Origin of the sequence: Luteibacter sp. 22Crub2.1 (assembly GCF_900167995.1) — a bacterium.
Taxonomy (GTDB): domain Bacteria; phylum Pseudomonadota; class Gammaproteobacteria; order Xanthomonadales; family Rhodanobacteraceae; genus Luteibacter; species Luteibacter mycovicinus.
In genome coordinates this window covers 1-23,853 of record NZ_FUYT01000021.1, presented here as the reverse complement: position 1 = coordinate 23,853, position 23,853 = coordinate 1, and the positions used below count along the sequence as shown (strand labels likewise).

Sequence of the window (23,853 nt, the reverse complement as noted above, 5' to 3'; positions counted from 1 at the left end):
TCAGCCGCGCTTGGCCAGCGTGAGGCACTGGTCGAGCAACGCGATAGCGAGGTCGATTTCTTCGTGGCTGATGTCGAGCGACGGGGCGAACGTGATTACGTTCTTGTACCAGCCACCGACATCGAGCACGAGACCGATCTTCTTGCCTTCGTGAGTGAGACCGCCGGCCAGGCCGATGTCGACCATGCGGTCGAGCAGCGCCTTGTTCGGCGTGAAACCATCGTCCGTGCAGATCTCGGCGCGCAGTGCGAGGCCGAGGCCGTCGACGTCGCCGATCTCCTTGTGACGCTTCTGCAGGTCGCGCAGGCCGTCCAGGAAGTGCTTGCCCTTCTCGGCGACGCGGGTACCGTAGTCGAGCTCATAGCCCATCTTGATCACTTCCAGACCCAGCGCGGTACCGAGCGGGTTGGAGTTGAACGTCGAGTGCGTCGAACCCGGCGGGAAGATCTCGGGGTTGATCAGTTCTTCGCGCGCCCAGATGCCGGACAGCGGATTGAGGCCGTTGGTCAGCGCCTTGCCGAAGACCAGCACGTCGGGGTTGACGCCGAAATGCTCGATCGACCACAGCTTGCCCGTGCGCCAGAAACCCATCTGGATTTCGTCGACGACCATCAGGATGCCGTACTTGTCGAGCACCTTCTTGAGATCGATGAAGAAGTTCTTCGGCGGGATGACGTAACCGCCGGTGCCCTGGATCGGCTCGACGTAGAACGCGGCGTATTCGGCCTCGCCCACCTTCGGATCCCACACGCCGTTGTATTCGGTTTCGAACAGGCGCTCGAACTGACGTACGCACGCATCGGAATATTCTTCCGGCGTCATGCCCTTCGGGCGACGGAACGGGTACGGGAATGGGATGAACTGCGCGCGCTCGCCGAAGTGACCGAAGCGACGACGGTACCGGTAGCTGGAGGTGATCGACGAAGCGCCGAGCGTGCGACCGTGGTAACCGCCTTCGAAGGCGAACATCAGGCTCTTGCCGCCGCGCGCGTTACGCACGAGCTTCAGCGAGTCTTCGACCGCCTGCGCGCCACCCACGTTGAAGTGGCAACGACCGTCGAGGCCGAATTTCTGCCTGGCGTCGACGGCGATGGTCTTGGCGAGCTCGATCTTGCCCTGATGGAGGTACTGACTGGCCACCTGCGGCAGCAGGTCGATCTGCGCCTTCAGCGTGTCGTTCAGGCGCTTGTTGCCGTAGCCGAAGTTGACGGCCGAATACCACATCTGCAGATCGAGGAACGGAATGTTCTCGCTGTCGTAGATGTAGCTGCCTTCCGCGTGACGGAAGATCTTCGGCGGATCCACGTAGTGCACGGTGTCGCCGAACGAGCAGTACTTCGCTTCGTCGGCCAGCAGGGTCGCGTCGTCGATGACGAGCTGCGGGTTCTTGGAAAGGATGTTCATGCAGGCAGTTCCTGGGAGCTCGTCGCGTGAAGGGGAATGACGGTCTGTGCCGGCAGACGACCGGCAAGCAGTTCGGGAAGCAGTTCGCGCGCCTCGTCGAAACTGGCGATAGGCGCATACGGGATACCGGCGGCGCGGCAGTGTTCGATCAGGCGGTTCTTGGCGAAGACGAAGTCGACGCGATCGGCGGCGCAGAAATCGGACGCGCCGTCGCCGATGAGCAGGGTCTTGCCGCCACGGGTATTCGCCGCTTCGACGCGTGCGCACTTGCAGGTACCCGCACGGCAACCGGACACGCTGAACGGCGAGGTGAGGCTCCAGTCGCGCGGACCGCTCTGCAGCAGATGGTTGGCGACGGTCGGCAGCGTGTCGATGCCGTGATTGGCCAGGATCGCGTGGATCGCATGGTCCAGGCCGTCGCTGACGATTTCCATCGGAACGCCGTACTCGATGGTGGCCCTCACGAAGGATGCGAAGCCATGGTCGATGTGAAGACCGTTCAGATGACGAGCGAGCTCGTCACGGCTCATGTCGAGCAGGGCGACCTGCCCCGCCATGCACACGGCGGAGCCGATGACGCCGGCGCGCCAGTCGCGTTCGAGAATCTCCCAGCCCGGACGGCCGTACCGGTCCAGTAGGGAGTCGATCACGTCCTCAACGGCAATCGTTCCGTCGAAGTCGCAGAGGATGTTCCAGGAGGAAGGGCTCGACACGTGGATGGGCCGGTGATCAGGTTGCAGCGCAGGCTAATCGCACATCCTTTCGAAGCCCTTTCCCGGGCGCAAAGCATGCCGTAAGGTGTCCGCCGATATCCTGCGCACGTCCACCGCGGAACGGCATCCCCCCATGCGTCGAACCTGTCTCACCCTCCTCGTCACGTTGCTGGCGGCCGCTTCCGCGCATGCGCAGGACGACGACGGCCCGACCTACGCCTTCGGCGCAGGCGTTCAGCGCATGCCCGCGTGGATGGGCTCAAAAGACCGACGCAACCAGCCGATTCCGTACATCGACATCGATTTGCCCGGCAAGGGCGAGCTTTCGACCGCCGATGGCCTGACCATCGATCTGCTGGCCGGCGAGCACTGGCATGGCGGGATCTACGGGAACTGGCTATGGGGACGTACGCATGACGATCTCGGTCCGCTCGGCGGTAAGGTCGCCTCGCTCTCCCCGCGATTCCAGGGCGGCGGATACCTCGAATACGCGTTCGACAAACACTTCAGCGTCGGCGGGCATGTCGCGCACGACACCGATGGTGCCGGCGCTTATGTCGCGCTGTATGCCGACTACCAGCTACCGGATGTCTGGTACATCCAGCACTCGGTCGAACTGCAGGTCGAAGGCATGAACGGGCCGGCGATGCGACGATTCTTCGGTGTCACGCCCTCCGAAGCGGCCGGCATCGGCACGCGATCGTGGCGTCCCGGGGCCGGCGGGCAGTCGGCCAACCTGGAGTACGACGCCTTCATTCCGACGTCGAAACAGACGGGTTTCGCACTGGCGATATCGTATGGACGGCTATTTGGCGATGCGGCGGCGAGTCCGCTGGTGAAGTCGTACGGATCGCCTCGTCAGGTCACCGAAACACTGGCCTTCGTGTATCACTTCTGAGCCTTCAGGCTCATGCCGGATCCGCGTTGAAATCTTCCCGCTCGATCTGTGTCGGGATGGCGAACAACACACCGAACATGACCAGGTGCGCGCCTGCGGACAGGAGTGCCGACCAGCCCGGTGCCAACGTCTCGTACGGCAGGATGTCGCCCACCAGCACATAGGCGAGATTCCAGCCCCAGTGCACGCCGACCGCGAGCCAGAGCGAACCCGTGCGGGCCACGGCCATCGCATAGGCCAGACCGAAACAGATCAGCCGCAGCCATTCGACCGGACCCTGATCGAGTGTGTACAGGTGATTGAGCGTCTGCAGCAGCGTGGATGCAAGGACGAAAACCCACGGCGCCCACGCCATACGCAGCGCACGGAACAGAAACCCGCGGGTGAGGATGTCGCCTGCCAGCGCCGGCACGAACGTCGCCACGAGCGCCCAGGGAATCGACGACAGGAACGAAACGGCGGCTACGGCAGGTGCCTGCGGTGCCCTGGCCGCATAGACGTTCAGCGCCATGCCGACACAGACAGCGAGGTACTTGGTGAGCAGCGCCAACGCCAGTCCACCGACCAGGAGCACCGGGGCGGTACGGCGCCATTCCAGCGCATACGCGTCATATCCGCGGAACCCCAGCCAGCGGCCGAGCGGCCACGCCGCCAGCACCACGCCCACCGTGAAGGCGGCCTGGACCGGTAAGCTGCCGAGCAGGCGCGCGCCGATGCCTTCAGCGCCCTGGTACAGAACGAACAGGAGCGCGAACGCGATCGCGGCACGCCGACGTTCGTTGAGTGACATGGACCCCCCGGATGATCGGTGACGCAGGGCGGAAGCTTAGGGCCGGAAAGCGTTGCACGCCATAGTCTTTTTGGTTTGCCCTTACGCGTCTCGCTCAGCGGTCGTCGCGGGTCCAGATGGCTGCGTCGGCTTCCGTGACCGGAAAGACGGTGACCGGCTCGTACGCCGGCGGGCAGGTCACCTCGCCGGTGCGCACGTCGAAACGGGCTCCATGGCGAATGCATTCGACCTCGAAGCCGATGACGGGGCCGCCGGCGAGCTCCCCGCCGTCGTGCGTACATACGTCCTCGATGGCATAGAGCTGGCCGTCGATGTTGTATACGGCAATGGCCGTATCGCCGTCCCAGACGACCTTGTGTTCACCCGGCAAAAGCTCGGAGCGGGAGCCGACGCGTACCCAGCCGTTCATGCGCGAAGCTCCTTCACCAGGTATTCGAAACGGAGGTCGTCGCGCTGCGGGACGCCGAAGCGCTCGTCGCCATAGGGGAAGGGCCTGGTCTTGCCGGTACGCACGTAGCCACGTCGCTCGTACCAGGCGATGAGCTCGGCACGGATGTCGATCACGGTCATTTCGATCCGCTCACTGGCCCATTCGTCGCGGGCGAAACGCTCGACTTCTTCGATGACCAGACGGCCGATGCCGGTGCCCTGCGCCGGCGGGTGCACCGAGAACATGCCGAAATAGCAGACCGGGCCCTGGCGCTCGATGTAGCAGGAGGCAAGCACCTGCTCAGCGCGCTCGAACAGCACGAAGCGGCCGTTGGAACCGGTGAGCAGCGCCTCGATCTCGGTCACGTCCGTACGGCGGCCGTGAAGGAAATCGGCTTCGGTGGTCCACCCCGCGCGGCTGGCTTCGCCGCGATAGGCGGACTCGACGAGCGAGGCGATCAGGGCCGCGTCGGCGGGGGTGGCGGTGCGGAAGGTATGGGAGATCATCGCGGGATTGTAATCGCGCGCGGGGCGCGCTCCTACATCAGGAGCTTGCGGACCCTGGCGATCGCCTCGATAAACCCATCCACTTCCGCCTTCGTGTTGTAGAAGGCGAGCGACGCGCGCAACGTGGCCGGCACGCCGAAGAAGTGCATCAGCGGGTGAGCGCAGTGGTGACCTGAGCGCACGGCGACACCCTGCAGATCGAGCAACGTCGCCATGTCGTTGGCATGCGCCCCTTCGATCAGGAAGGAGATGACCGGCTCCTTTTCCTTCGCGTTGCCGAAGATCCGCACGCCTGGCACGGTTTCCAGTGCGTCGACGGCATAGGCCAGCAAGTCCTGCTCATAGGCCTTCAGACGGTCGAAGCCGATGTTTTCGATGTACTCGATAGCTGCCGTAACGCCCGCAAAACCCGCGATATTCGGCGTACCCGCTTCGAAGCGGTGCGGCGGATCGGCGAACACCGTGCCCTCGAAGCGCACCTCGCGGATCATCTCGCCACCGCCGAAGAACGGCGGCATCGCCATCAGGTGCTCGCGCTTCGCCCACAGCGCGCCGGTGCCGGTGGGCGCCAGCATCTTGTGGCCGGTAACCGCGTAGAAATCGCAGCCCAGCGCCTGCACGTCGATCGGGCGATGCGGTGCCGCCTGCGAGCCGTCGACCAGCAGCGGGATGCCGCGCTTACGACATTCACGGGCGATCTCGCGGATCGGGTTGACCGTGCCCAGCACGTTGGACACATGGGTAACGCAGGCCAGCTTAACCTCGGGGGTGAGCAGGTCGAAAAACTTCTCGAGGATGAGCTCCCCGCTGGCATCGATCGGCGCGGCCTTCACCGTCGCCCCGGTGCGCTCGGCGACCAGCTGCCACGGCACGATGTTGGCGTGATGCTCCATCACCGTGGTGACGATGGCGTCTCCCGGCTTCATGCGCGGCATGGCGTAGCTGTACGCCACCAGGTTGATCGCCTGCGTGGTGCCCGAGGTCAGGATGACTTCGTCGCGCGACGGCGCGTTGATGAAACGTGCGAGTGCGTCGCGTGCCGCCTCGTAAGACGCCGTGGCTTCCTCGCCCAGCGCGTGCACGGAGCGCGACACATTGGCGTTGTGCTCGCGGTAGTGACGATCGACCGCCTCGATCACCGACAACGGCTTCTGCCCGGTGTTGGCGTTGTCGAAATAGATCAGCGGCTTGCCGTGGACGGTGCGCGACAGCAGCGGGAAGTCGGCGCGGATGCGCTCGACGTCGAGCGGCAGAATGGCTGACTCGGGCTTGGCGTTCATGGCTGGCTCCGTACTTCGTTAGCCGGCGGACGGACCGGTCGGCAGATGCGCCACCAGCAGGTCGCCGAGGTGTTCGCGCAGGGCCTCGTTCGGCAGCGATTCCAGTGCCGCGCGGCAGAAAGCCAGCGTCAGCAGGCTGCGCGCCTGGGCGAGCGGGATACCGCGCGAACGGAGATAGAAAAGCGAGCGCTCGTCGAGCTGGCCGATGGTCGCCCCATGCGCGGCCTTGACCTCGTCGGCGTAGATCTCGAGCTCCGGCTTGGTGTCGATCTCGGCCGAGCCAGAGAGCAGAAGGTTCTTGTTGCTGAGCGAGGCATCGCTCCCATCGGCGCCTTCAGCGACCACGATGGCGCCGCGGAATACGCCGCGCGAGCGACCGTTGGCGATACCGCGCCACAGGGCGTCCGACGCCGTATCGCGTGCGTTATGACGGACTTCCAGCTGAGTATCGATATGCTGGCGACCGTCGAGTGCGAACACACCGCGCGAATCGAAGCGTGCGTGGTCGCCCGCCAGTTCGGCCGTGAGTTCATGACGCACCAGAGCACCACCCACTTCCAGCGCATGGACGGTTGCGCTCGCGTTCGCGTCAAGACGGACGTGACCGCGACGTACGAGCGTGGTCGCCGTCGACGCCGCCTGCAGCAGCACCACGCCGAGCCGGGCACTCTCACGAACGACGTAGTCGGCGACGACGGTGCCCAGCTGATTCGCTTCACCCATCGAGACGAACTGCTCGACGATGTCGGCCCGGGAACCCTGCCCTGCCTCCACCAGCACGCGAACGTGCCAGGCCGTGTCGGGCTGAACGCCACTGAAGACATGGACGATGTGCAGCGGTTTCGCCACGTCGATGCCGTCGGCGATCCGCAGCACCACGCCATCGGTGGCGAATGCGGCATTCAGATGCGCGAATGCGTCGGCCGCACCACGGCGGTAACGACTGGCCAGCGCGAAGCGCAACGGTTCCGGCTGCTCCGTCAGGGCGGCCGCCAGCGGCGCAAGCGATACACCGTCAACGCGGTTCAGAGCGGACAGGTCGGCACGGAAGACGCCGTCGACGAAGACGATGCGCGCACTGTCGACACCCGGCAGCGCGAACGACGCCGCATCGATGGCTACGTCGCGCGCCACCGCCGCGTCGGCGACGGCGAACGCACGCTGCGAAAGCGCACGCAGCGGAGTGTACTTCCAGGCCTCGTTGCGCCCTTCCGGCAGACCGGCTTCGGCGAATGCCTGCAGGTTGTCGCGGCGCGCGGCGTCGAGCCACGCGATGCCGCTCTCAGGCAGCGCGCTGGCGGCATCCAGCGCCGCCCGCACGAACGGGGACGGCGCCTGGGTCATGCCGGCGCTCCGGTCAGGTCGGCCTTGCGCAATTCCGGATGCGTGTCGGCGAGCCAGGCGTAGCCCTGCTCTTCCAGCTTCAGGGCGAGATTCTTGTCGCCACTCTCGACGATGCGGCCACCGGCCAGCACGTGCACGAAGTCCGGCTCGATGTAGTCGAGCAGGCGCTGGTAGTGCGTCACGACGAGGAACGAGCGATCCGGCGAACGCAGCGCATTGACGCCTTCGGCGACCTGCTTGAGCGCGTCGATGTCGAGACCCGAATCCGTTTCATCGAGAATCGCCAGCTTCGGCTCGAGCACGGCCATCTGGAAGATCTCGTTGCGCTTCTTCTCGCCACCGGAGAAGCCTTCGTTGACGGCGCGGTGGAGCAGTTCGTCGGAGATCTGCATCACTTTCAGCTTCTCGCGTACCAGCTTGAGGAAGCGCATCGAATCCAGCTCATCCTCACCCCGGAACTTCCGCTGCGCATTGAGCGCGGCACGCAGGAAGTAAGTGTTGTTCACACCCGGGATCTCGACGGGATACTGGAACGCCAGGAACACACCGGTCGCGGCGCGCTCTTCCGGCTCGAGTGCCAGCAGGTCGACACCGTTGAACAGCACCGAGCCTGCGGTCACTTCGTAACCTTCGCGGCCGGCCAGCACGTTGCCGAGCGTGGATTTGCCCGCACCGTTCGGACCCATGATGGCGTGCACTTCGCCGGGCTTCACCTCGAGCGAAAGGCCTTTGAGGATCTCCTTGCCTTCGACGCGGGCATGGAGGTTGTCGATCTTGAGCATGTGCATGGCGTGGCTGTCCATCAGGGCGTGAGGTGCGAGAGCGCATCGAGCGCATCGTCGCGGCGTTCCCAGGGCACGAAGATATGATCGTGCAGGAACGCGGAAACCGGGTTGCAGGGAATGCCGCGCTTTGCCAGCGCGGCGGATACGGCGGCCATCATGCCGACCGCGGTGAGGCTGGACTGCACGCGCAGCGTGATCCGGGCCCAGAGCATGCGTTCGTTGCCCGCGCTGTCCTCGTCGACATCGACGATCAGCGTGGTGCCTTCGGCTTCGCGGAACATCATCAGGGCGTCGGCCATGCGCTCGCGCGCCTTCTCGTGCGAGACGTGAAGGAAGCGCTTGGGAATCGGGTCGATATCCGGATCCAGCGCGGCGAGCAGCGCGCGCAGATCGGTCAGGCCCGGAGCGGAACCGGCGATGCCCATCGTCAGCCCACCGCGCCTTCGAGGGAAACCTCGAGCAGCTTTTTGGCTTCCACGGCGAATTCCATCGGCAGTTCGCGGAAGACCTGCTTGCAGAAGCCGTCGACGATCATCGACACGGCATCTTCTTCGCCGATCCCGCGCGACAGGCAGTAGAACAGCTGGTCGTCCGAAATCTTCGAGGTGGTGGCCTCGTGCTCGACGATGGCCGAGGGATTCTTCACTTCCATGTACGGAAAAGTGTGCGCGCCGCACTGCTTGCCGATCAGCAGGGAATCGCACTGCGTGTAATTGCGCGCGCCGTCGGCACCTTTCTCGATCTTTACGAGGCCGCGGTAGCTGTTGGAACTGCGGCCCGCACTGATGCCCTTGGCGACGATCTTCGACTTGGTACCTTTGCCGATGTGAATCATCTTGGTGCCGGTATCGGCCTGCTGGCGATGGTGCGTCAGCGCCACCGAGTAGAACTCGCCCACCGAACGGTCGCCGCGCAGCACGCAGCTCGGGTACTTCCAGGTGATCGCCGAGCCGGTTTCCACCTGGGTCCAGGAAATCTTGGAATCCGCGCCGCGGCAATCGCCGCGCTTGGTCACGAAGTTGTAGATACCGCCCACGCCGTTCTCGTCGCCGGGATACCAGTTCTGCACGGTGGAGTACTTGATCTGCGCGCGCTCGAGCGCGACCAGTTCGACCACCGCCGCATGCAGCTGGTTCTCGTCGCGCATGGGCGCGGTACAACCTTCGAGGTACGAGACATAGGCGTCGTCCTCGACCACGATCAGCGTGCGCTCGAACTGCCCGGTGTTGATCGCGTTGATGCGGAAGTACGTCGACAGCTCCATGGGGCAACGCACACCCCTGGGAATGAAGACGAAACTGCCGTCGGAGAACACCGCGGAATTGAGCGCCGCGAAATAGTTGTCGGCCGTCGGCACCACGCTGCCCAGGTATTGGCGCACCAGGTCGCCGTGTTCGCGGATGGCTTCGGACATCGAGCAGAAGATCACACCGGCTTCGGCCAGTTCCTTGCGGAAGGTGGTGCCGACCGATACGGAATCGAAGACCGCATCCACGGCCACGCCGGCGAGCTTCGCCCGCTCATGCAACGGGACGCCGAGCTTCTCGTAGGTCTCGAGCAACTTCGGATCCACTTCGTCGAGCGACCTGGGGCCCGCCTTGGGCGCCGAGTAGTAGCTGACCGATTGGTAGTCGATCGGCGCGATGTCGAGCTTGGCCCATTCCGGCTCGGGCATGGTCAGCCAGTGCCGGTAAGCGGACAGCCGCCACTCGGTCATCCACTCCGGTTCGCCCTTGATCGCGGAGAGCTGACGGACGATGTCCTCGCTCAGGCCCGGCGGGAGGCTGTCGGATTCGATATCGGTGACGAAACCGGCTTCGTAGCGGCGGTTGAGCGCCTCCACGACTTCGGCGTTGTCGCGCACGGGGTCTGCCACGTCGCGTGTCATGTTCTCACTCTCGTTCATGCGTTCGCCTGCGCGACGGTGGTCGCGTTCTTCGCCGACGCCATGGAGCGGTCGGCCAGCATCTGGGCCAGGGTCAGGGCGCGCAGCACGCCACCGATCGCCCCGGAAACGGAGCGCCAGCTGTCGCTGACGCCGCACTGGGACTGACGTTCGCACTGGCCATGGGCCACGCTGCACTCCGTCATCCCGATCGGCCCTTCCATCGCTTCGACGATGTCGGCCAGGCTGATCGCCTCGGCCGGCCGCGCCAGACGGTAGCCGCCGTTGACGCCGCGAAACGATTCCACCAGCCCGGCGTGTCCCAGCAGCTTGAGCAGCTTGGACACCGTGGGCAACTCCAGGCGCGCCTCCTCCGCGATCTGAGCGGTGCTCAGAACGTCGGCAGGATGGGCGGCGATGCAAGTCATCACCACCGTCGCGTAGTCGGTCAATCGGCTGACACGGAGCATGGGGGAAGGGGGCACAGTCAATACCGGACCAAAATGGTACTGTTTTCCGGCCCTCGATGCAACGCGGAGCGGCTTAGATGAAGAACAACAGCGCAAGCTGTTCCGCGATGTCGACGAAATGCAGACGATGGTGGATACATCGCTCAACTTCTTCCGCGACGACAGTGAGCATGAGCCGTCGACGCGCTTCAATCTGTCGGAACTGGTGAATACGGTGGCCGACGAATTCCGCGGCGTCGGCAACGACGTGAGCTTCCAGTCGTCGGAAAGCGTGCGCCACAAGGCACCCATATGGTGCAAATTACTTCCCCTTTTTGAGGCAAATCGTCTCGGGGTGCGACCTCCAATGTGACTGAATGGGCTGCGACCCAACGGGTTGGCGGTTCGATTCAAGCTGGCACGCATCCTGCTCTGCTCTCCCCAGCCAAACTAAAGGGGAACCGCGGCACATGAAGTGGATCAACGCCATCATCAAGCCGTTTACGCTGGACGACGTCCGCGAAGCGCTCGCCGAGGTCGGCGTACAGGGCATGACCGTCACGGAGGTCAAGGGCTTCGGCCGCCAGCACGGCCACACCGAACTCTACCGCGGCGCCGAATACGTCGTGGACTTCCTGCCCAAGCTGAAGATCGAGATCGCCGTCACCGACGAGCAGCTCGAGCGCGCCGTCGAGGCCATCAGCACCGCGGCACGCACGGGAAAGATCGGCGACGGCAAGATCTTCGTCATCGACCTCGAGCAGGCCATCCGTATCCGCACGCAGGAGGTCGACGGCGATGCGCTTTAAGCTCCCACGCGCGCTCGCCGCGAGCGCTCTCCTTCTTCCCGGCCTGGCCTTTGCGCAGGCCGCCGCCGCACCGGCGAAGCTCGACTCCGGCGATACCGCCTGGATGCTCACGGCGACGATGCTGGTGCTGCTGATGACTATCCCCGGCCTCGCCCTGTTCTACGGCGGCATGGTCCGTGCGAAGAACCTGCTCTCGGTTCTGATGCAGTGCTTCGCCATCACCGCGCTGGTCACCGTGCTCTGGGTCGTCTATGGCTACTCCGCGGCCTTCGACAACACGGGCATGGCGGCGGGCTCCACGAACATCCACTCGTTCATCGGCGGCTTCGGCCACGCGATGCTGGCGGGGCTCAAGCCGGACAGTCTGTACCTCACGATCCCCGAAGGGGTTTTCGTGATGTTCCAGATGACATTCGCGATCATCACGCCCGCGCTCATCGTCGGCGCCATCGCCGAGCGCATGAAGTTCTCCGCGCTGCTGGTCTTCACCGCCCTGTGGTTCACGCTGGTCTATCTGCCGGTCGCGCACATGGTCTGGGGTGGCCCCGGTTCGTTCCTCGGCGACCTCGGCGTGCTCGACTTCGCCGGTGGCACGGTGGTCCACATCAACGCGGGTATCGCCGGTCTCGTCGGCTGCCTGGTGATCGGCAAGCGTCGCGGTTACCCGAACACGCCCATGCCGCCGCACAACCTCGGCTACACCCTGATCGGCGCGAGCATGCTCTGGCTGGGCTGGTTCGGCTTCAACGCCGGCTCGGCTGTCGCGGCTAACGGCAGCGCGGGCATGGCGATGCTGGTGACGCAGATCGCCACCGCCGCCGCGGCGATCGGCTGGACCGCGATCGAATGGCTGACCCATCGCCGTCCAAGCGTGCTGGGTATCGCCTCGGGTGCCGTGGCCGGCCTCGTCGCCATCACGCCCGCCGCCGGTACGTGCGGTCCGGGTGGCGCGCTGGTACTCGGTCTCGTTGCCGGCGTGGTGTGTTTCTTCTGCGCGACCAGGCTGAAGCGTAAGTTCGGCTACGACGATTCGCTGGACGTATTCGGCGTGCATGCCATCGCCGGCATCATCGGTGCGCTGCTCACCGGTCCGCTTGCGGCGCCGGTCCTGGGTGGCTTCGGCACAGTCACCGACCTCGGTGGCCAGTTCTGGATCCAGTGCAAGGGCGTCGGCTTCACCGTCGTCTACAGCGCGGTGTTGAGCTACGTCATCTTCAAGGGCATCGCCGTGACGATGGGTCTGCGCGTGGATGAAGAACAGGAACAGGTGGGCCTGGACATCGCGCTGCACGAGGAGCGCGGTTACAACCTCTCCTGAGCGGTTCTGTCCGTCCGGTGGATGAAGAAAGGCCAGGCAATCGCCTGGCCTTTCCGTTTCCACATCCGTGAGCGATCAGTTCACCCAGTGGCAGCGACGCTCGGTGTGATAGTGGTGATGGTGGTCGTACACGCGTACCGGCTTGCAGACCTGGTGGCGATGATGCACGGGGCGATGCGGAGGAACCGGATGATGGTCATAAGCGTTGGCGGCCAGAGGCGCCATGAAGGCGGCAGCCATCACGAGAATGCCGAGGGCCCGCGAACGCTTGCGGTTGGTGCTTCCGGTGGTGAGCGTCATGTTGCGTTCCTGTTCCAGTGGGCGGGTACACAACGTCGCCGTTCCGGCTGAGCGAGTCAATACGTTCGTAAAAACTGCCATGACGGCATTCAGCAAGGTTGATGCGAAGCGAAGAATCGCAAGTTCTTTCGCTCACTCACAGGCGTCCATCGACGCTGTTCTGAGGCAGCACGGACTTCACGTCGTACACCACCGCACCCGCCTTACCGAACGCGCGAATCTTCTCCGGACCGAACGCACGGAACTCGTCATGCGCCACGGCGACGATGACCGCATCGTAGACGCCCTCTTCGATTGCCTCGATCGTACGCACGCCGTATTCGCGGGCGCACTCTTCGTTATCGACCCACGGATCGTAGACATCGACCCGGGCCATCGACTGCTCCAGATCGCGAACGATGTCGATCACCCGCGTATTGCGCAGGTCCGGGCAGTTTTCCTTGAAGGCGAACCCGAGCACCAGCACGCGTGCATCGACAATGTGCAGGCGCCGCTCGCTCATCAGGCGGATGACGCGGTCGGCCACGTATGTGCCCATGCGGCTGTTGATCCGCCGCGCGGCGAGGATCAGTTCCGGGTGATATCCCGTGACCTCCGCCTTGTGCGTGAGGTAATACGGGTCGACACCGATGCAATGCCCGCCCACCAGACCCGGACGGAACGGCAGGAAGTTCCACTTCGTTCCGGCCGCCTCGAGCACCTCACCCGTGTCGATCCCAAGACGGTTGAAGATCAGGGCCAGTTCGTTGACCAGCGCGATGTTGACGTCGCGCTGTACGTTCTCGATCACCTTGGCCGCTTCGGCGATCCGCACCGACGACGTCTTGTGCGTGCCGGCGGTGATGATCGTGCGGTACAGCGCATCCACGCGGTCGGCGGCTTCCGGCGTCGAGCCCGAGGTGAGCTTGCGGATATCCACCACACGACGGGCGTGGTCGCCGGGATTGATGCGCTCGGGGCTGTAGCCGCAGTGGAAATCCACGTTGAAGGTAAGCCCGGAACCCTCCTCCAGAATCGGCACGCAGATTTCTTCGGTCGTACCCGGATAGACGGTGGATTCGAAGATGACCAGGTCGCCTCGCGTGAGCAGTCCACCGAGCATGCGGCAGGCTTTCTCCAGCGGCTCGAGGTCCGGCCGCTGCGCCTCGTCGATCGGCGTGGGCACGGTGACGATATAGACGTTGCGGTCGGCCAGATCGGTCACGTCACCGGTATAGCGGAGCCGCGCGGCGGCGCTCAGGGCTTCGCCGGTGACTTCCAGGGTGTGGTCGTGGCCAGCGCGCAGCTCGGCGAGGCGTGCCGGTGCGATGTCGAAACCGAGGGTATCGAAGTGCCGGCCGAATTCGACGGCAAGCGGCAGTCCAACGTAACCGAGACCGATGATGCCGATCCGCGGATCAGGAGTAAGAGCCATGAGGCGCCCGGGCTTCCAAAAGAAACGAAGCGTACACGGCGGAGCGGCGGCTTAGTACCACCGCCCCGTCAGGTGCGTCACGGACGAACGGCGGTGACCTCGATTTCGACAAGGAAACTGGGGTTGGCGAGGGCCGCCACCTGCACCGCCGAACGCGACGGCAGGTTGGGCTGGGCCGCCGTGCCGAAGAACTGCGTGTAGCCCGCCATGAAACCGGTGAAGTCCATCTTGCCGCCCTTGGCCGGGTCACCGACCAGGAACGCCTGCATCTTGACCACGTCGCCCATGGTCAGGCCCATGCCCTTGAGCTGCTTCTCGATCGAGGTCAGCACGCCCACCGTCTGCGTCTTGGTGTCGCCATAGGCCTGCGGGCTGTCCTTAGGCGCGCTCGCGTCGGCGACCGGCGCCACCGCGCCGCTGAGGAAGACCAGCGTCTTGCCCGCCGGGATCTCCACGGCGGCCGAAATCGGAAAGGTGCTGTTGGGGATCTTGTGCCGGACCACGTCGGCGGCGAAAGCGGGCGTCGTGGCAAGAAGGGCCAGGATCGGCAGGAAACGGCTTGTCCTGGTCATGCGTCAGTCTTCCTCGGAGTTGTCGGCGGGTGGACGGAATGGCTTCACGTCTTCCGGCTTAAGGGTATCGGCGTAGTGATTGCCGAAGTGCGTGCGCACGTAGTTGACCACGTCGGCGACCTGGGCGTCCGACAGCTGCCTCCCGAACGCGGGCATGCCACCTCGCCCGCTCACGACCATGACGGTGGGATACGCGGCGGCGGCGAGTTTCGGATTGTCAGCCAGTGCCGGGTAGTGCCCGGCACCGACCGCGCCCTTGCCGTCGGGCATGTGGCAGCCCTGGCAGATGTGCGTGAAGATCTGCTGGCCGGTGACGTGCGAGATGTCTTTCGCATCGAGAAAGTCGGCATCGGTGGTCTGCGCTGCCTGCGCGATACCGGCGGACATCAAGGCCGCGACGGCGGTGGCCAGAGCGAAGCCTCTCATGCGCGACCTCCCGCCATCGCCTTGCGATGCAGCTGATCGATGGCCGAGAGCGACGACAGGATCGCGCCCTCCTGCCAGGCAGGAAGATAGGACGCGTGCTCACCGGCAAGCACGATGCGACCGTCGAGCGAACAGAGATCGGCGAAGTGCTTTTCGCGCGTCGCGTCGGTCCAGCCGCCGAAACAGCCGAGCGTGAACGGCACCCGGTGCCAGGCGACCGACATGCCGTTCTCGAATGACGTCTTGTATTGCGAATGGATCTGCGAGCCGTACTCGACGGCCTTGCGGATACGCGCGGCGGGATCGAGCGCGGTGAACTCAAAGGCCTCCATCGCGAACGTATACGAGCCGAGCAGCACACCCTTCTTCGTGCCGATGCCATGGCTCGGATAGGAAATCATGCCGATCGGCGTGTCGGTGACACTGATGCCGCCGTAGATCGCCTCGTCCTCTTCCCAGAATCGACGATCGAACTGCAGACCGATCTTCGACGACGACCAGTACGGCACGGCCGAGATGGCGGCGGCCTTGGCCGGCGATACCTGCACGGGAATCTGACTGAGGATCGACAGAGGAATCGTGCACACGCACCAGTCCGCTTTCGCCTGACGGGGCTGACCGGGCTTTCGCGCATCCTCGTAGGTCACGGTGACGCCGTGCTCGTCCTGAGCGATGGCGGTGACCCTGGCGTTGTACTCGATGTGCTCGCCGACGCGCTGCGTAAAGGCCTTGCCGATCGCATCCATGCCGCCGACCGGCTGCATCATCGTCGTCTGGTATTCGTACTGCGCATTCATCCCCAGACCGGCCCAGAGCTTTGCCTGAAGCACTTCGGAGAGGCCATTGGGTGTCGAAAACTCAGGCTTGCCGTCGACACCACCACCGGCGTGCTTCGCATAACCGCGATGCTCGCTGCTCGCGCGGCCCGCGACGTAGCGAAAGTCCTTGTCGAGGCCGCCGAACTCACGCATGGCCTCGAGCAGGATCTCGCGATCCTCCTTCGTTACCATGTCGTCCAGGCGCCCTTTCCCGGTCGCCTTGGCAAGCAGCTCGGCTATGCCGCCGTGCAGGTCGGCCTGGACTTCGCGCAGCCGTTGCGGCTTGCCGCCGTAGGCTTTCGTACTGTGCAGATAAGCGTTGTGATTCACCTGCACGAATGGTTCGAGCGCAACGCCGAACTGTCGGCAGTAGTCGAGCACGCCATGGTGATGGTAGGGAATGCGCCAGGGACCGGGATTGAAGTACTGGTCCTTGTCGAACCCGCAGGTCTGCGTATGGCCACCCAGTTCGGTGTAGACATCACCGCCGCGGATCGTCCAGTTGCGGCCACCCGCACGTGCGTTGTACTCGAGCACCTGAACCTTGTAGCCCGCCTTGCCCAGCTCGTATGCCGCCACCAGGCCCGCGAGTCCGGCACCGAGAATCAGCACCGTCCCCTTACCCGAACCCTGCAGTGGCGAGGGTCGCCGATACGGCGATTCCTTCGCAAAACCCAGCTGAGTCATGGACTGGTACATCAGTGCGCCGCCCCCGGCCACACCGATCATTCGCAAGAGATCTCGCCGCGTCATGGACGTCGGCCGACAGTCGCCTTCCATCAAGTTTCACCCCCGAGCAGGAACCCCGTTCACGCAGAATAACCACATGTTGCGACGCACAACAACTGGTCAAACGTCACGCACCAATCCGGTGCAATGACACGTCTGCACAAAGGCTCTAAGCTGCCCGCACAGTCCACTGCAAAGATCATCCATGACCGTCTCCGATGACCGTTCCGCAGCCCGCCTTACGTGGGCGCGCCACGCTACCGGCCAAGCCACGCTCGTGCTCGAACCCGCTTCCGCCGATGCCAGCTTTCGCAGCTACTGGCGCGGTTACGTCGACGGACAACCGGTGATCGTGATGGACTCTCCACCGGACAAAGAGAACCCCGCACCATGGGTGGAGATCGGTAAACGTCTTGCCGACGCGGGCCTGCACGTGCCCACGGTGATGGTCGCGGACCTCGGGCAAGGCTTCCTGCTGATCGAAGATCTCGGCACGCGTACGTATCTGCCCGAACTCAGCGACGCGACCGTCGACGCGCTCTACGGGGATGCGCTGGACGCACTGCTCCGCATGCAGTCGCATGTCGATACATCGGGACTGCCGTCGTTCGATCACGCATGGCAGACGATGGAAATGGAAATCATGCCGACTTGGCTGCTCGAACGGCACCTGGGCGTCACGCTTGCCTGTGAGGAATGGGACGTCGTCGAGGGAGCTTTCACCGCGATCCTGCGCACGCTGGCCGAACAGCCTCGTGCGTTCATGCATCGGGACTATCACAGCCGTAACCTGCTGGTCACCACGGAACGCTCGCCCGGCATTATCGATTTCCAGGGCGCCATGTCCGGGCCGATCACCTACGACCTGGCATCGCTGCTGCGCGATGCCTACATCGTCTGGGACAACGAACGCGTGGAGGGCTGGGTCGAGGCGTACCGCCTTCGTCTGCTCGATGCGCGCCTGCTCGATGAGACCGTCGACACCGATCGTTTCCGCCGCTGGTTCGATCTCGCCGGACTGCAGCGCCACATCAAGATCCTGGGCCTGTTCTGCCGCCTCTGCTACCGCGATGGCAAACCGGGCTATCTCGACGACCTCCCCCGCGTCCTGCGCTACGTGCTCGACACCGCACGCCGACATGCGGATGTCGCTCCCCTTGCGGACCTGATCGAAGCGAAGATCGGCGGACGTGACCTGCGTCAGGCGAATCCCGCGTGAGGCATGCACTCATCCTCGCCGCCGGGCTCGGCGAGCGCATGCGGCCACTGACCGATCACACGCCGAAGCCCCTGCTCGACGTACATGGCAAGCCGCTGATCGTGCACCATATCGAGAAGCTGGCGGCGGCGGATGTCCGCTACATCGTGATCAACACCTCCCATCTGGCGGATCGATTCCCCGAGGCACTCGGCGACGGTTCGCGGTGGGGCGTGCGGCTTCGCTATTCGTATGAAGGCCCGACGCCGCTGGAGACGGGCGGCGGCATGCTCAAAGCGCTGCCCTTACTCGGCACCGCGCCGTTTATCGTCGTCAGTGCGGATATCTGGAGCGATATCGACTACGCGGCATTGCCCGCCGAACCGGAAGGCGTCGCGCATCTGGTGATGGTGCCCAACCCGGACTTCCATCCGACGGGCGATTTCGCCCTCGGGGATGGACGTCTATATGGCGATGACGCGCCCGCGTCGGCGCAGCGCCTGACGTTCGGTAACGTAGGTGTCTACCGGCGGGAGATCGTCGAACACGAGACACCGGGCAGGTTCAAACTGCTTCCGATGTATCGGCGCGCGATCGCACAGGGACGCCTTTCTGGCGAAAAATTCGAGGGATTTTGGCGAAATGTCGGCACACCGGCGCAACTCGACGAACTGCGCACGCTACGTTGACCGACCGACGATGCCGGCGAACGAAGAGGGCTATCGCCACCCTCTTCGTCGCGGACGACGTTATTGAACGGTGACGGTGTTCAGTTCACGCAATCGCTCGTGACCCATCGCGAACGCCTGATTGAAGGCGCTGGTGATATCGACGAAGTCATGCGTGCCGGTATTGGCTTCTATTTCTTCACCGACGTGATCGAGAATCCGGTAGCTCGCGCGGTAGACCTGCTCACCGCCGATACCATTGTGTTTCACCGCTTTCGCAACCACTCGGAACTTGCTCTGGTTTTCCACTGCAACTCCTCCCCCCTGTCACGTCTCCGATACTGACCGGGGAAGATGACTGTTGCAAGTGACTTCGGTTTCGTCCCGAAGGCACCCGGTCAACCGCCCGGCGCAGCCGCCGCGGGCGCAGGCGCAGGCGCCACGTTGCCCGCGACCGCTGCCTGCGGTGCCGGCGGCGCCGCGGCGGCAGCGCCACCGGCGGCGTGCTCTTCCTCGGCCGAGTGCAACGTCGCCGCCTGCGGCAGTGTGGCTGGCGGCACCGATGCGACCTCAGGCGACAGCGCGGCCTTGGCCGCGTCGTGCGTCATGACCACGATGCTGATGCGTCGGTTGATCGGCGAGGACGGATCGTTCTTGTCGAACGGCACGGATGCCGCGAGGCCGACGACACGCGCCACCTTGTCCGCCTGCATACCGCCATCCGTGAGCGTGCGACGCGCGGCATTGGCACGGTCGGCCGAAAGCTCCCAGTTACCGTAAGCCTGACTCGCGCGCACGTAAGGCGAGTTATCCGTGTGGCCGGAGATGCTGATCTGATTCGGCACCTGGTTCACGAAGCCGGCCAGTTCGTGGAGGATCTGCACGGTGTACGGTTTCAGCGCACCGCTGCCCGTGTCGAACATCGGGCGATTCTGTTTGTCGACGATCTGAATGCGCAGGCCTTCCGACGTGATATCGAGCAGCAGCTGATCCTTGTACGGGGCCATCGCCTGACTCCTGGCGATCGCCTCGTTGAGGTCCTTCATCAGCTGTTCGAGGCGGCGCTTCTCCTGCGCCTTCGCCAGCTTCTCGGCGTCGGCGGCGGTGGCCGGCCTGGCGAATGCCTGCTGGTCACCCGGCCCCTTGGGCAGGTCCATCGCGCCACCGAGCTTGATCATGCTGGTGCTGGCACCGCCGGGCCCCATCTTGCCCGACGGCGCCATGGTGGACTGCCCCGCCGTCATGCTCGGATTCTTGAAGTATTCCGAGATGGCGGCGCGCTGCTGTTTCGTCCCCGCACCGACGAGCCACATCACGAGGAAGAAGGCCATCATCGCGGTCACGAAGTCCGCGTACGCGACCTTCCACGCTCCACCGTGGTGGCCGTGGCCGCCCGCCTTTTTCTTGCGGACAATGATGACCTGCTTCAACTCGCTCATCGGTACTTACCGTGCGGCCTTCAGGTGCGCTTCCAGATCCTGGAAGGTCGGACGGGTGCCGGACTGCAGCGACTTGCGGGCGAACTCCACCGAGACCATCGGGTTGTAACCGCGAAGGTTGGCAAGCAGCGCCACCTTGACGCACTCGAACGCCTTGCCATCGGTGTTGACGCGCGCTTCCATCGCCGCCGCCAGGGGACCGATGAAGCCATAGCACAGCAGGATGCCGAGGAAGGTGCCCACCAGCGCGCCGGCGATGTGCTCACCGATAACCGCCGCGTCGCCGTCGATCGACTTCATGGTGATGACGATGCCGAGCACCGCCGCCACGATACCGAAGCCAGGCAGCGCATCGGCCATTTTCTGCACGGCATGCGCCGGAGCGGCCGCTTCGTGATGATGCGTCTCCAGCTCGACGTCGAGCAGTTGCTCGAGTTCGTGCGGATCCATGCTGCCGCCGACGATGAGGCGCAGGCAGTCGGTGATGAAGTCGATGAGGTGATGTTCCGCGATGAGACGCGGATACGCCGAGAACAGCGAACTGTTCGCCGGATCCTCGATATGCGCTTCCATGCCGAGCTGCCCTTCCTTACGCATCTTGATGAAGATGTCGTAGAGCAGCGACAGCAGATCGACATAGTCCTGACGGCGGTACTTCGGGCCCTTGAGCAGCGCGATGCCGTCACGGACCGAGCCCTTGACGATGTCCATCGAGTTGGCGCTGATGAAGGCGCCGATGGCGCCGCCGAAGATGATGAGCAGTTCGTACGGCTGCCAGAGCGCACCGATCGAGCCGTGTGAAAGAACGTAGCCGCCCAGTACGGAGACGAGGACGACGATGGACCCGATAATGACCAGCATGACTTGCTTCCTCCTAACCCTGTGCGTATCGGCCGGACCGGCCGATAGTTGAGGAATTCCGTCACAATTACTGCACGTTTTACCCGCCGGATTCGAGTGGTCCGGCGTAGTGCGGAAAGACCAGCCGAATGCGCGTACCGATGCCGGCGTCGCTCTCGATCTCCACCCCGCCGCCGGCCTGCGCCACCGTGCCGTATACCTGCGCCAGGCCCAGGCCTGAGCCACCGGGCTTCGTCGTAAAATACGGCTCGAACAGGCGATGCCGGACTTCCTCCGACATCCCTCCCCCTGTATCGGCCACGGTGATGAAGACCTGACGCGGGGTTTCGCTATCGCGCATCGCGCTCGCAGATACCGGGTCGCCCCGTCGCTCGCCCACTTCGATGACCACGGTGCCGAAGCCCTCCATGGCGTCCCGGGCGTTGAGGCACACATTCATCAGAGCCTGCTCCAGCCCCTGCCGGTCGAGCAACGCGGGCAGTGGTGCCGGCTGGCGAAGCACCTCGATGCCGACCCGGCCGCCAAGGGCATGGCGGGCGAAGTCCGCAAAACCCTCCACCAGGACACCGATATCGACCGGTTCCGCCTGGTAGGGGTGGTTGCGTGCGAAGGCGAGCAGACGACGCGTGAGCGCCGTCGCATGACGCGCACCCTCCATCGCATAAGTCAGCATGCGGCGGTGCCTGGGCAGCAGGTCAGCGGCATCGTCCTCCAGCCCCGAGAGGCTGACGATCACCGTCTGCAGCATGTTGTTGAAGTCGTGCGCGATGCCGCTGACCAGTTGGCCGACCGCCTGCTGTTTCTGCGCCTGACGGGCGCTCGCCTCGGCGAGGTCGCGCGCGTGGGTCGCCATCGCGAGTTGCTCGCTCACGCCGGCGAGCCGGTTTTCGGCGTCGCGGCGCGCTCCGTGCTCGGACTCGAATCGCTCCAGCAGGGAGCCATACCGGCTCGACGCGGTGGCCGAGCGGGCGACTGTCTCGTTGAGACGTTCCTGAAGCAGTTCGTTGATGGACTCGATCGCGGCCTGCAGTTCGACCCTCTCGGTCACGTCCCGACTGATCACGACCAGATGGTCGAGCCGGTCGTCGGCCACGACCCCGGCGACCATCACTTCCCACCAGCGCGACGCCCCGGTCGCCGACGGCCGTGGCGCGACGAAGTCGACGCGCTCGCCGGACAGGGCGCGGTCGAGTACCCGGGTGACCATCGCGTGCGCTTCCGGCGGCCACAGATCGACCCAGCGCGTGCCGATCAGGCGCTCCGGCTCCTCCGATGTCAGCGCCGAGCTGCCCATGCCGGCGATAAAGCGGATCACGCCGTGCCGATCCAGTTCCTTCATGCAGTCGGCGGACGCCTCGACGAATTGCCTGTACAGCCCGTCTTCGCTTGTCATGGCCCGCTCGTTATCCCCTGATCACATTGCCCCGCCGCCCCTATGACGCACCGCGGCGCCGGGGCGTGTCAAGCGAATCGAGAGCGGGAGCGGTCAGACCGTACGGGTGCGGGCCGGCGAATCAGTCGTCCGCGTCGTCCGTCCGGTCGTCGTCGAAGCCGGTCTCGCCTTCGGCAAACGCAGGCGCGCCGTCATCGTCCACGCCCAGCACCAGGCCGAGGGCCTTCTCCGCCGCCTCAGCGGCACTGTCTTCGTCGCGGAAGCTGCGATTCTCGTAGACCGCGAAGTACGACGGGAAGCTGCCGTCCGCCGGATGGGAAGCGATCAGGGCCGTGTAGCGCGAGCCTTCACGGATCGCACTGCTCTTCAGGGTAAAGCCGGGGAATTCGCGCTGTGCCATGTACCGTGACCTCGATGGGGCGGAAAGTCTAACGTAGCCGGAGGGTTGCCGGTTCTCTTGCATCGAAACCCTCAGCAAATCCCACCGATTGTTCAGAAAAAGTCACTTGCCTTGCGGAATTTTGTAGGGTATTTCCTACATCAAGCGTCCTCACATAGACTTCACGAAGGGCGCGAAACAGGGGAACAGGGGCAGTACCGAATGAATCTCACCACCACCACGTCGCCGTCGCGGCGCCTTGCGTGGGCCGTCGCGGCCGTGCTCGCCATTGCCGGCATCGCCGGCCTGGCACTCGCGCCCATGGTCGCCGCCGCGATCCCGCGCACGGCTATCCAGATGGTTTACGCATGGCTCTGTGCTTCCCTCGTGGGCTCCGCTTACGTCGTCGTCACGCTTGCGAACGATGCCGAAGGCGCCACCGAGGATAGGGACGACTTCTGATCTCAGGGATGGGGTGAAAACTGAGGGCTCGCCGGTGGCGGGCCTTTTTTTGTGGTCGTCTTTTTTTGGGGGGGGCTCGGCTTCGCCATCGCGTTTGGCTGTTCGCGAGCGTGTTGTCTCAGGTGGAAGAGCCGGCGGGTGCCACCCTCGCGTCCACGCCTGCGGCGACCCCTCAAGGAGGGCCGCTACCGCGGCCGTGTATCAATGGCCTTCGGCCGGGTCGGGCTCCGACTGGGGGTTTTCGAGTCGGCTATCCCTGCCTCCCCGAAAACGGCCGGTCATCCCTGACCGGCCCCGCTCTCGCGGCCTCTTCCAGTCGGAGCCCTCGCCTGCGGCTACCGGACGCGAGGGTGGCACCCGCCGGCTCTTTCGGACGGTGAGGCAGCGTGGGGTCGAGCGGCGGTGCGCTTCGTTGGTTGGGACCGCTCGCTTGCCTGGGGTGCATGGCCTCGTTCGCCTTAGTGAGGCTGAGGGTTCGCGAACACGGTTCGCTCCTACCGCACGGCGACCGCAATGGTGGGATACATGGCGGCCTGTAGGAGCGCGCCCTGCGCGCGAAAAGCCAACGAAGCGAAGAAGCCAC

At 64.6% G+C, this 23,853-nt stretch carries 28 protein-coding genes; 7 read left to right on the top strand and 21 right to left on the bottom strand.

What is annotated here, in order from left to right; all coding sequences use genetic code 11:
• Together B5X73_RS18735 and B5X73_RS18730 are read right to left on the bottom strand one after the other, a co-directional pair.
• A complete protein-coding gene (locus tag B5X73_RS18735; protein WP_043695487.1) occupies positions 1–1,404 on the bottom strand; it encodes an aspartate aminotransferase family protein in 1,404 nt (467 codons plus the stop codon).
• Positions 1,401–2,117: an MtnX-like HAD-IB family phosphatase gene (locus B5X73_RS18730; protein ID WP_036110916.1), complete on the bottom strand. Its 717-nt coding sequence runs from the start codon at positions 2,115–2,117 to the stop codon at positions 1,401–1,403. The genes B5X73_RS18735 and B5X73_RS18730 overlap by 4 nt, the downstream gene beginning before the upstream one ends.
• Positions 2,118–2,250: 133 nt before the next feature.
• On the opposite strand from B5X73_RS18730, the gene B5X73_RS18725 reads away from it, so the two are divergent.
• A complete protein-coding gene (locus tag B5X73_RS18725; RefSeq protein ID WP_036110915.1) occupies positions 2,251–3,015 on the top strand; it encodes a MipA/OmpV family protein in 765 nt (254 codons plus the stop codon).
• 10 nt (positions 3,016–3,025) lie between these two features.
• On the opposite strand, the gene B5X73_RS18720 is transcribed toward B5X73_RS18725, so the two are convergent.
• The 9 genes from B5X73_RS18720 to B5X73_RS18680 all read right to left on the bottom strand — a co-directional run bounded on the left by B5X73_RS18720 (position 3,026) and on the right by B5X73_RS18680 (position 10,505).
• Positions 3,026–3,805: a CPBP family intramembrane glutamic endopeptidase gene (locus B5X73_RS18720; RefSeq protein WP_043695491.1), complete on the bottom strand. Its 780-nt coding sequence runs from the start codon at positions 3,803–3,805 to the stop codon at positions 3,026–3,028.
• 94 nt (positions 3,806–3,899) lie between these two features.
• Entirely contained in the window at positions 3,900–4,214 is a 315-nt protein-coding gene (locus tag B5X73_RS18715; protein WP_043695494.1) for a non-heme iron oxygenase ferredoxin subunit, read from the bottom strand.
• Entirely contained in the window at positions 4,211–4,741 is a 531-nt protein-coding gene (locus tag B5X73_RS18710; protein WP_036110910.1) for a GNAT family N-acetyltransferase, read from the bottom strand. The genes B5X73_RS18715 and B5X73_RS18710 overlap by 4 nt, the downstream gene beginning before the upstream one ends.
• A 32-nt stretch (positions 4,742–4,773) precedes the next feature.
• Complete coding sequence (locus tag B5X73_RS18705) at positions 4,774–6,021, bottom strand: aminotransferase class V-fold PLP-dependent enzyme (RefSeq protein ID WP_036110908.1); 1,248 nt, start codon at positions 6,019–6,021, stop codon at positions 4,774–4,776.
• 18 nt (positions 6,022–6,039) lie between these two features.
• Positions 6,040–7,365, bottom strand: a complete 1,326-nt coding sequence (gene sufD, locus B5X73_RS18700; RefSeq protein ID WP_036110906.1) for a Fe-S cluster assembly protein SufD — start codon at positions 7,363–7,365, stop codon at positions 6,040–6,042.
• Complete coding sequence (gene sufC, locus B5X73_RS18695; protein WP_036117178.1) at positions 7,362–8,147, bottom strand: Fe-S cluster assembly ATPase SufC; 786 nt, start codon at positions 8,145–8,147, stop codon at positions 7,362–7,364. The genes sufD and sufC overlap by 4 nt, the downstream gene beginning before the upstream one ends.
• A 20-nt stretch (positions 8,148–8,167) precedes the next feature.
• Positions 8,168–8,575: an ACT domain-containing protein gene (locus B5X73_RS18690; protein ID WP_036110905.1), complete on the bottom strand. Its 408-nt coding sequence runs from the start codon at positions 8,573–8,575 to the stop codon at positions 8,168–8,170.
• Positions 8,576–8,577: 2 nt separating this feature from the next.
• Positions 8,578–10,038 carry a Fe-S cluster assembly protein SufB gene (sufB, locus tag B5X73_RS18685; RefSeq protein WP_090353805.1) on the bottom strand — a complete coding sequence of 487 codons (1,461 nt, stop codon included), beginning with the start codon at positions 10,036–10,038 and terminating at the stop codon, positions 8,578–8,580.
• Between the two features lie 14 nt (positions 10,039–10,052).
• The gene (locus B5X73_RS18680; protein ID WP_079522868.1) at positions 10,053–10,505 is read right to left on the bottom strand and encodes an SUF system Fe-S cluster assembly regulator; all 453 of its coding nucleotides are present in this window, start codon (positions 10,503–10,505) and stop codon (positions 10,053–10,055) included.
• On the opposite strand from B5X73_RS18680, the gene B5X73_RS18675 reads away from it, so the two are divergent.
• The 3 genes from B5X73_RS18675 (at position 10,504) to B5X73_RS18665 (ending at position 12,611) form a co-directional block, all read left to right on the top strand.
• Positions 10,504–10,857, top strand: a complete 354-nt coding sequence (locus tag B5X73_RS18675) for a hypothetical protein (protein WP_079522867.1) — start codon at positions 10,504–10,506, stop codon at positions 10,855–10,857. The genes B5X73_RS18680 and B5X73_RS18675 overlap by 2 nt on opposite strands.
• 97 nt (positions 10,858–10,954) lie before the next feature.
• Complete coding sequence (locus B5X73_RS18670) at positions 10,955–11,293, top strand: P-II family nitrogen regulator (protein ID WP_036110894.1); 339 nt, start codon at positions 10,955–10,957, stop codon at positions 11,291–11,293.
• Entirely contained in the window at positions 11,283–12,611 is a 1,329-nt protein-coding gene (locus B5X73_RS18665; protein ID WP_079522866.1) for an ammonium transporter, read from the top strand. Before B5X73_RS18670 ends, B5X73_RS18665 begins: the two co-directional genes overlap by 11 nt.
• Positions 12,612–12,686: 75 nt before the next feature.
• On the opposite strand, the gene B5X73_RS18660 is transcribed toward B5X73_RS18665, so the two are convergent.
• The 5 genes from B5X73_RS18660 to B5X73_RS18640 all read right to left on the bottom strand — a co-directional run bounded on the left by B5X73_RS18660 (position 12,687) and on the right by B5X73_RS18640 (position 16,921).
• Positions 12,687–12,911 carry a hypothetical protein gene (locus tag B5X73_RS18660; RefSeq protein WP_079522865.1) on the bottom strand — a complete coding sequence of 75 codons (225 nt, stop codon included), beginning with the start codon at positions 12,909–12,911 and terminating at the stop codon, positions 12,687–12,689.
• A 136-nt stretch (positions 12,912–13,047) separates the two neighbouring features.
• Positions 13,048–14,325, bottom strand: a complete 1,278-nt coding sequence (locus tag B5X73_RS18655; RefSeq protein ID WP_036110886.1) for a nucleotide sugar dehydrogenase — start codon at positions 14,323–14,325, stop codon at positions 13,048–13,050.
• A gap of 77 nt (positions 14,326–14,402) precedes the next feature.
• Positions 14,403–14,897, bottom strand: a complete 495-nt coding sequence (locus B5X73_RS18650) for a RidA family protein (RefSeq protein WP_079522864.1) — start codon at positions 14,895–14,897, stop codon at positions 14,403–14,405.
• Positions 14,898–14,900: 3 nt separating this feature from the next.
• Positions 14,901–15,323, bottom strand: coding sequence for a c-type cytochrome (locus tag B5X73_RS18645; RefSeq protein WP_079522863.1), 423 nt, complete (start codon positions 15,321–15,323; stop codon positions 14,901–14,903).
• Entirely contained in the window at positions 15,320–16,921 is a 1,602-nt protein-coding gene (locus B5X73_RS18640; RefSeq protein ID WP_217699794.1) for a flavin monoamine oxidase family protein, read from the bottom strand. Before B5X73_RS18640 ends, B5X73_RS18645 begins: the two co-directional genes overlap by 4 nt.
• Before the next feature lie 154 nt (positions 16,922–17,075).
• On the opposite strand from B5X73_RS18640, the gene B5X73_RS18635 reads away from it, so the two are divergent.
• Positions 17,076–18,089 (top strand): aminoglycoside phosphotransferase family protein, encoded by a 1,014-nt coding sequence (locus B5X73_RS18635; protein WP_079522861.1) that lies wholly within the window; start codon positions 17,076–17,078, stop codon positions 18,087–18,089.
• On the top strand, positions 18,086–18,757 hold the full coding sequence (murU, locus tag B5X73_RS18630) for an N-acetylmuramate alpha-1-phosphate uridylyltransferase MurU (protein ID WP_079522860.1): 672 nt from the start codon (positions 18,086–18,088) through the stop codon (positions 18,755–18,757). The genes B5X73_RS18635 and murU overlap by 4 nt, the downstream gene beginning before the upstream one ends.
• A gap of 60 nt (positions 18,758–18,817) precedes the next feature.
• On the opposite strand, the gene B5X73_RS18625 is transcribed toward murU, so the two are convergent.
• The 5 genes from B5X73_RS18625 to B5X73_RS18605 form a co-directional block, all read right to left on the bottom strand.
• Entirely contained in the window at positions 18,818–19,045 is a 228-nt protein-coding gene (locus B5X73_RS18625; RefSeq protein WP_036110866.1) for a hypothetical protein, read from the bottom strand.
• Between the two features lie 89 nt (positions 19,046–19,134).
• A complete protein-coding gene (gene motB / locus B5X73_RS18620) occupies positions 19,135–20,175 on the bottom strand; it encodes a flagellar motor protein MotB (protein ID WP_079522859.1) in 1,041 nt (346 codons plus the stop codon).
• Between the two features lie 6 nt (positions 20,176–20,181).
• Positions 20,182–21,036: a flagellar motor stator protein MotA gene (gene motA, locus B5X73_RS18615; protein WP_036110862.1), complete on the bottom strand. Its 855-nt coding sequence runs from the start codon at positions 21,034–21,036 to the stop codon at positions 20,182–20,184.
• A 79-nt stretch (positions 21,037–21,115) separates the two neighbouring features.
• On the bottom strand, positions 21,116–22,429 hold the full coding sequence (locus tag B5X73_RS18610; RefSeq protein WP_079522858.1) for a two-component system sensor histidine kinase NtrB: 1,314 nt from the start codon (positions 22,427–22,429) through the stop codon (positions 21,116–21,118).
• 121 nt (positions 22,430–22,550) lie between these two features.
• Positions 22,551–22,829, bottom strand: a complete 279-nt coding sequence (locus B5X73_RS18605; RefSeq protein WP_036110859.1) for a hypothetical protein — start codon at positions 22,827–22,829, stop codon at positions 22,551–22,553.
• 201 nt (positions 22,830–23,030) lie between these two features.
• On the opposite strand from B5X73_RS18605, the gene B5X73_RS18600 reads away from it, so the two are divergent.
• Complete coding sequence (locus B5X73_RS18600; protein ID WP_036110855.1) at positions 23,031–23,270, top strand: hypothetical protein; 240 nt, start codon at positions 23,031–23,033, stop codon at positions 23,268–23,270.
• Positions 23,271–23,853 lie beyond the last annotated feature (583 nt).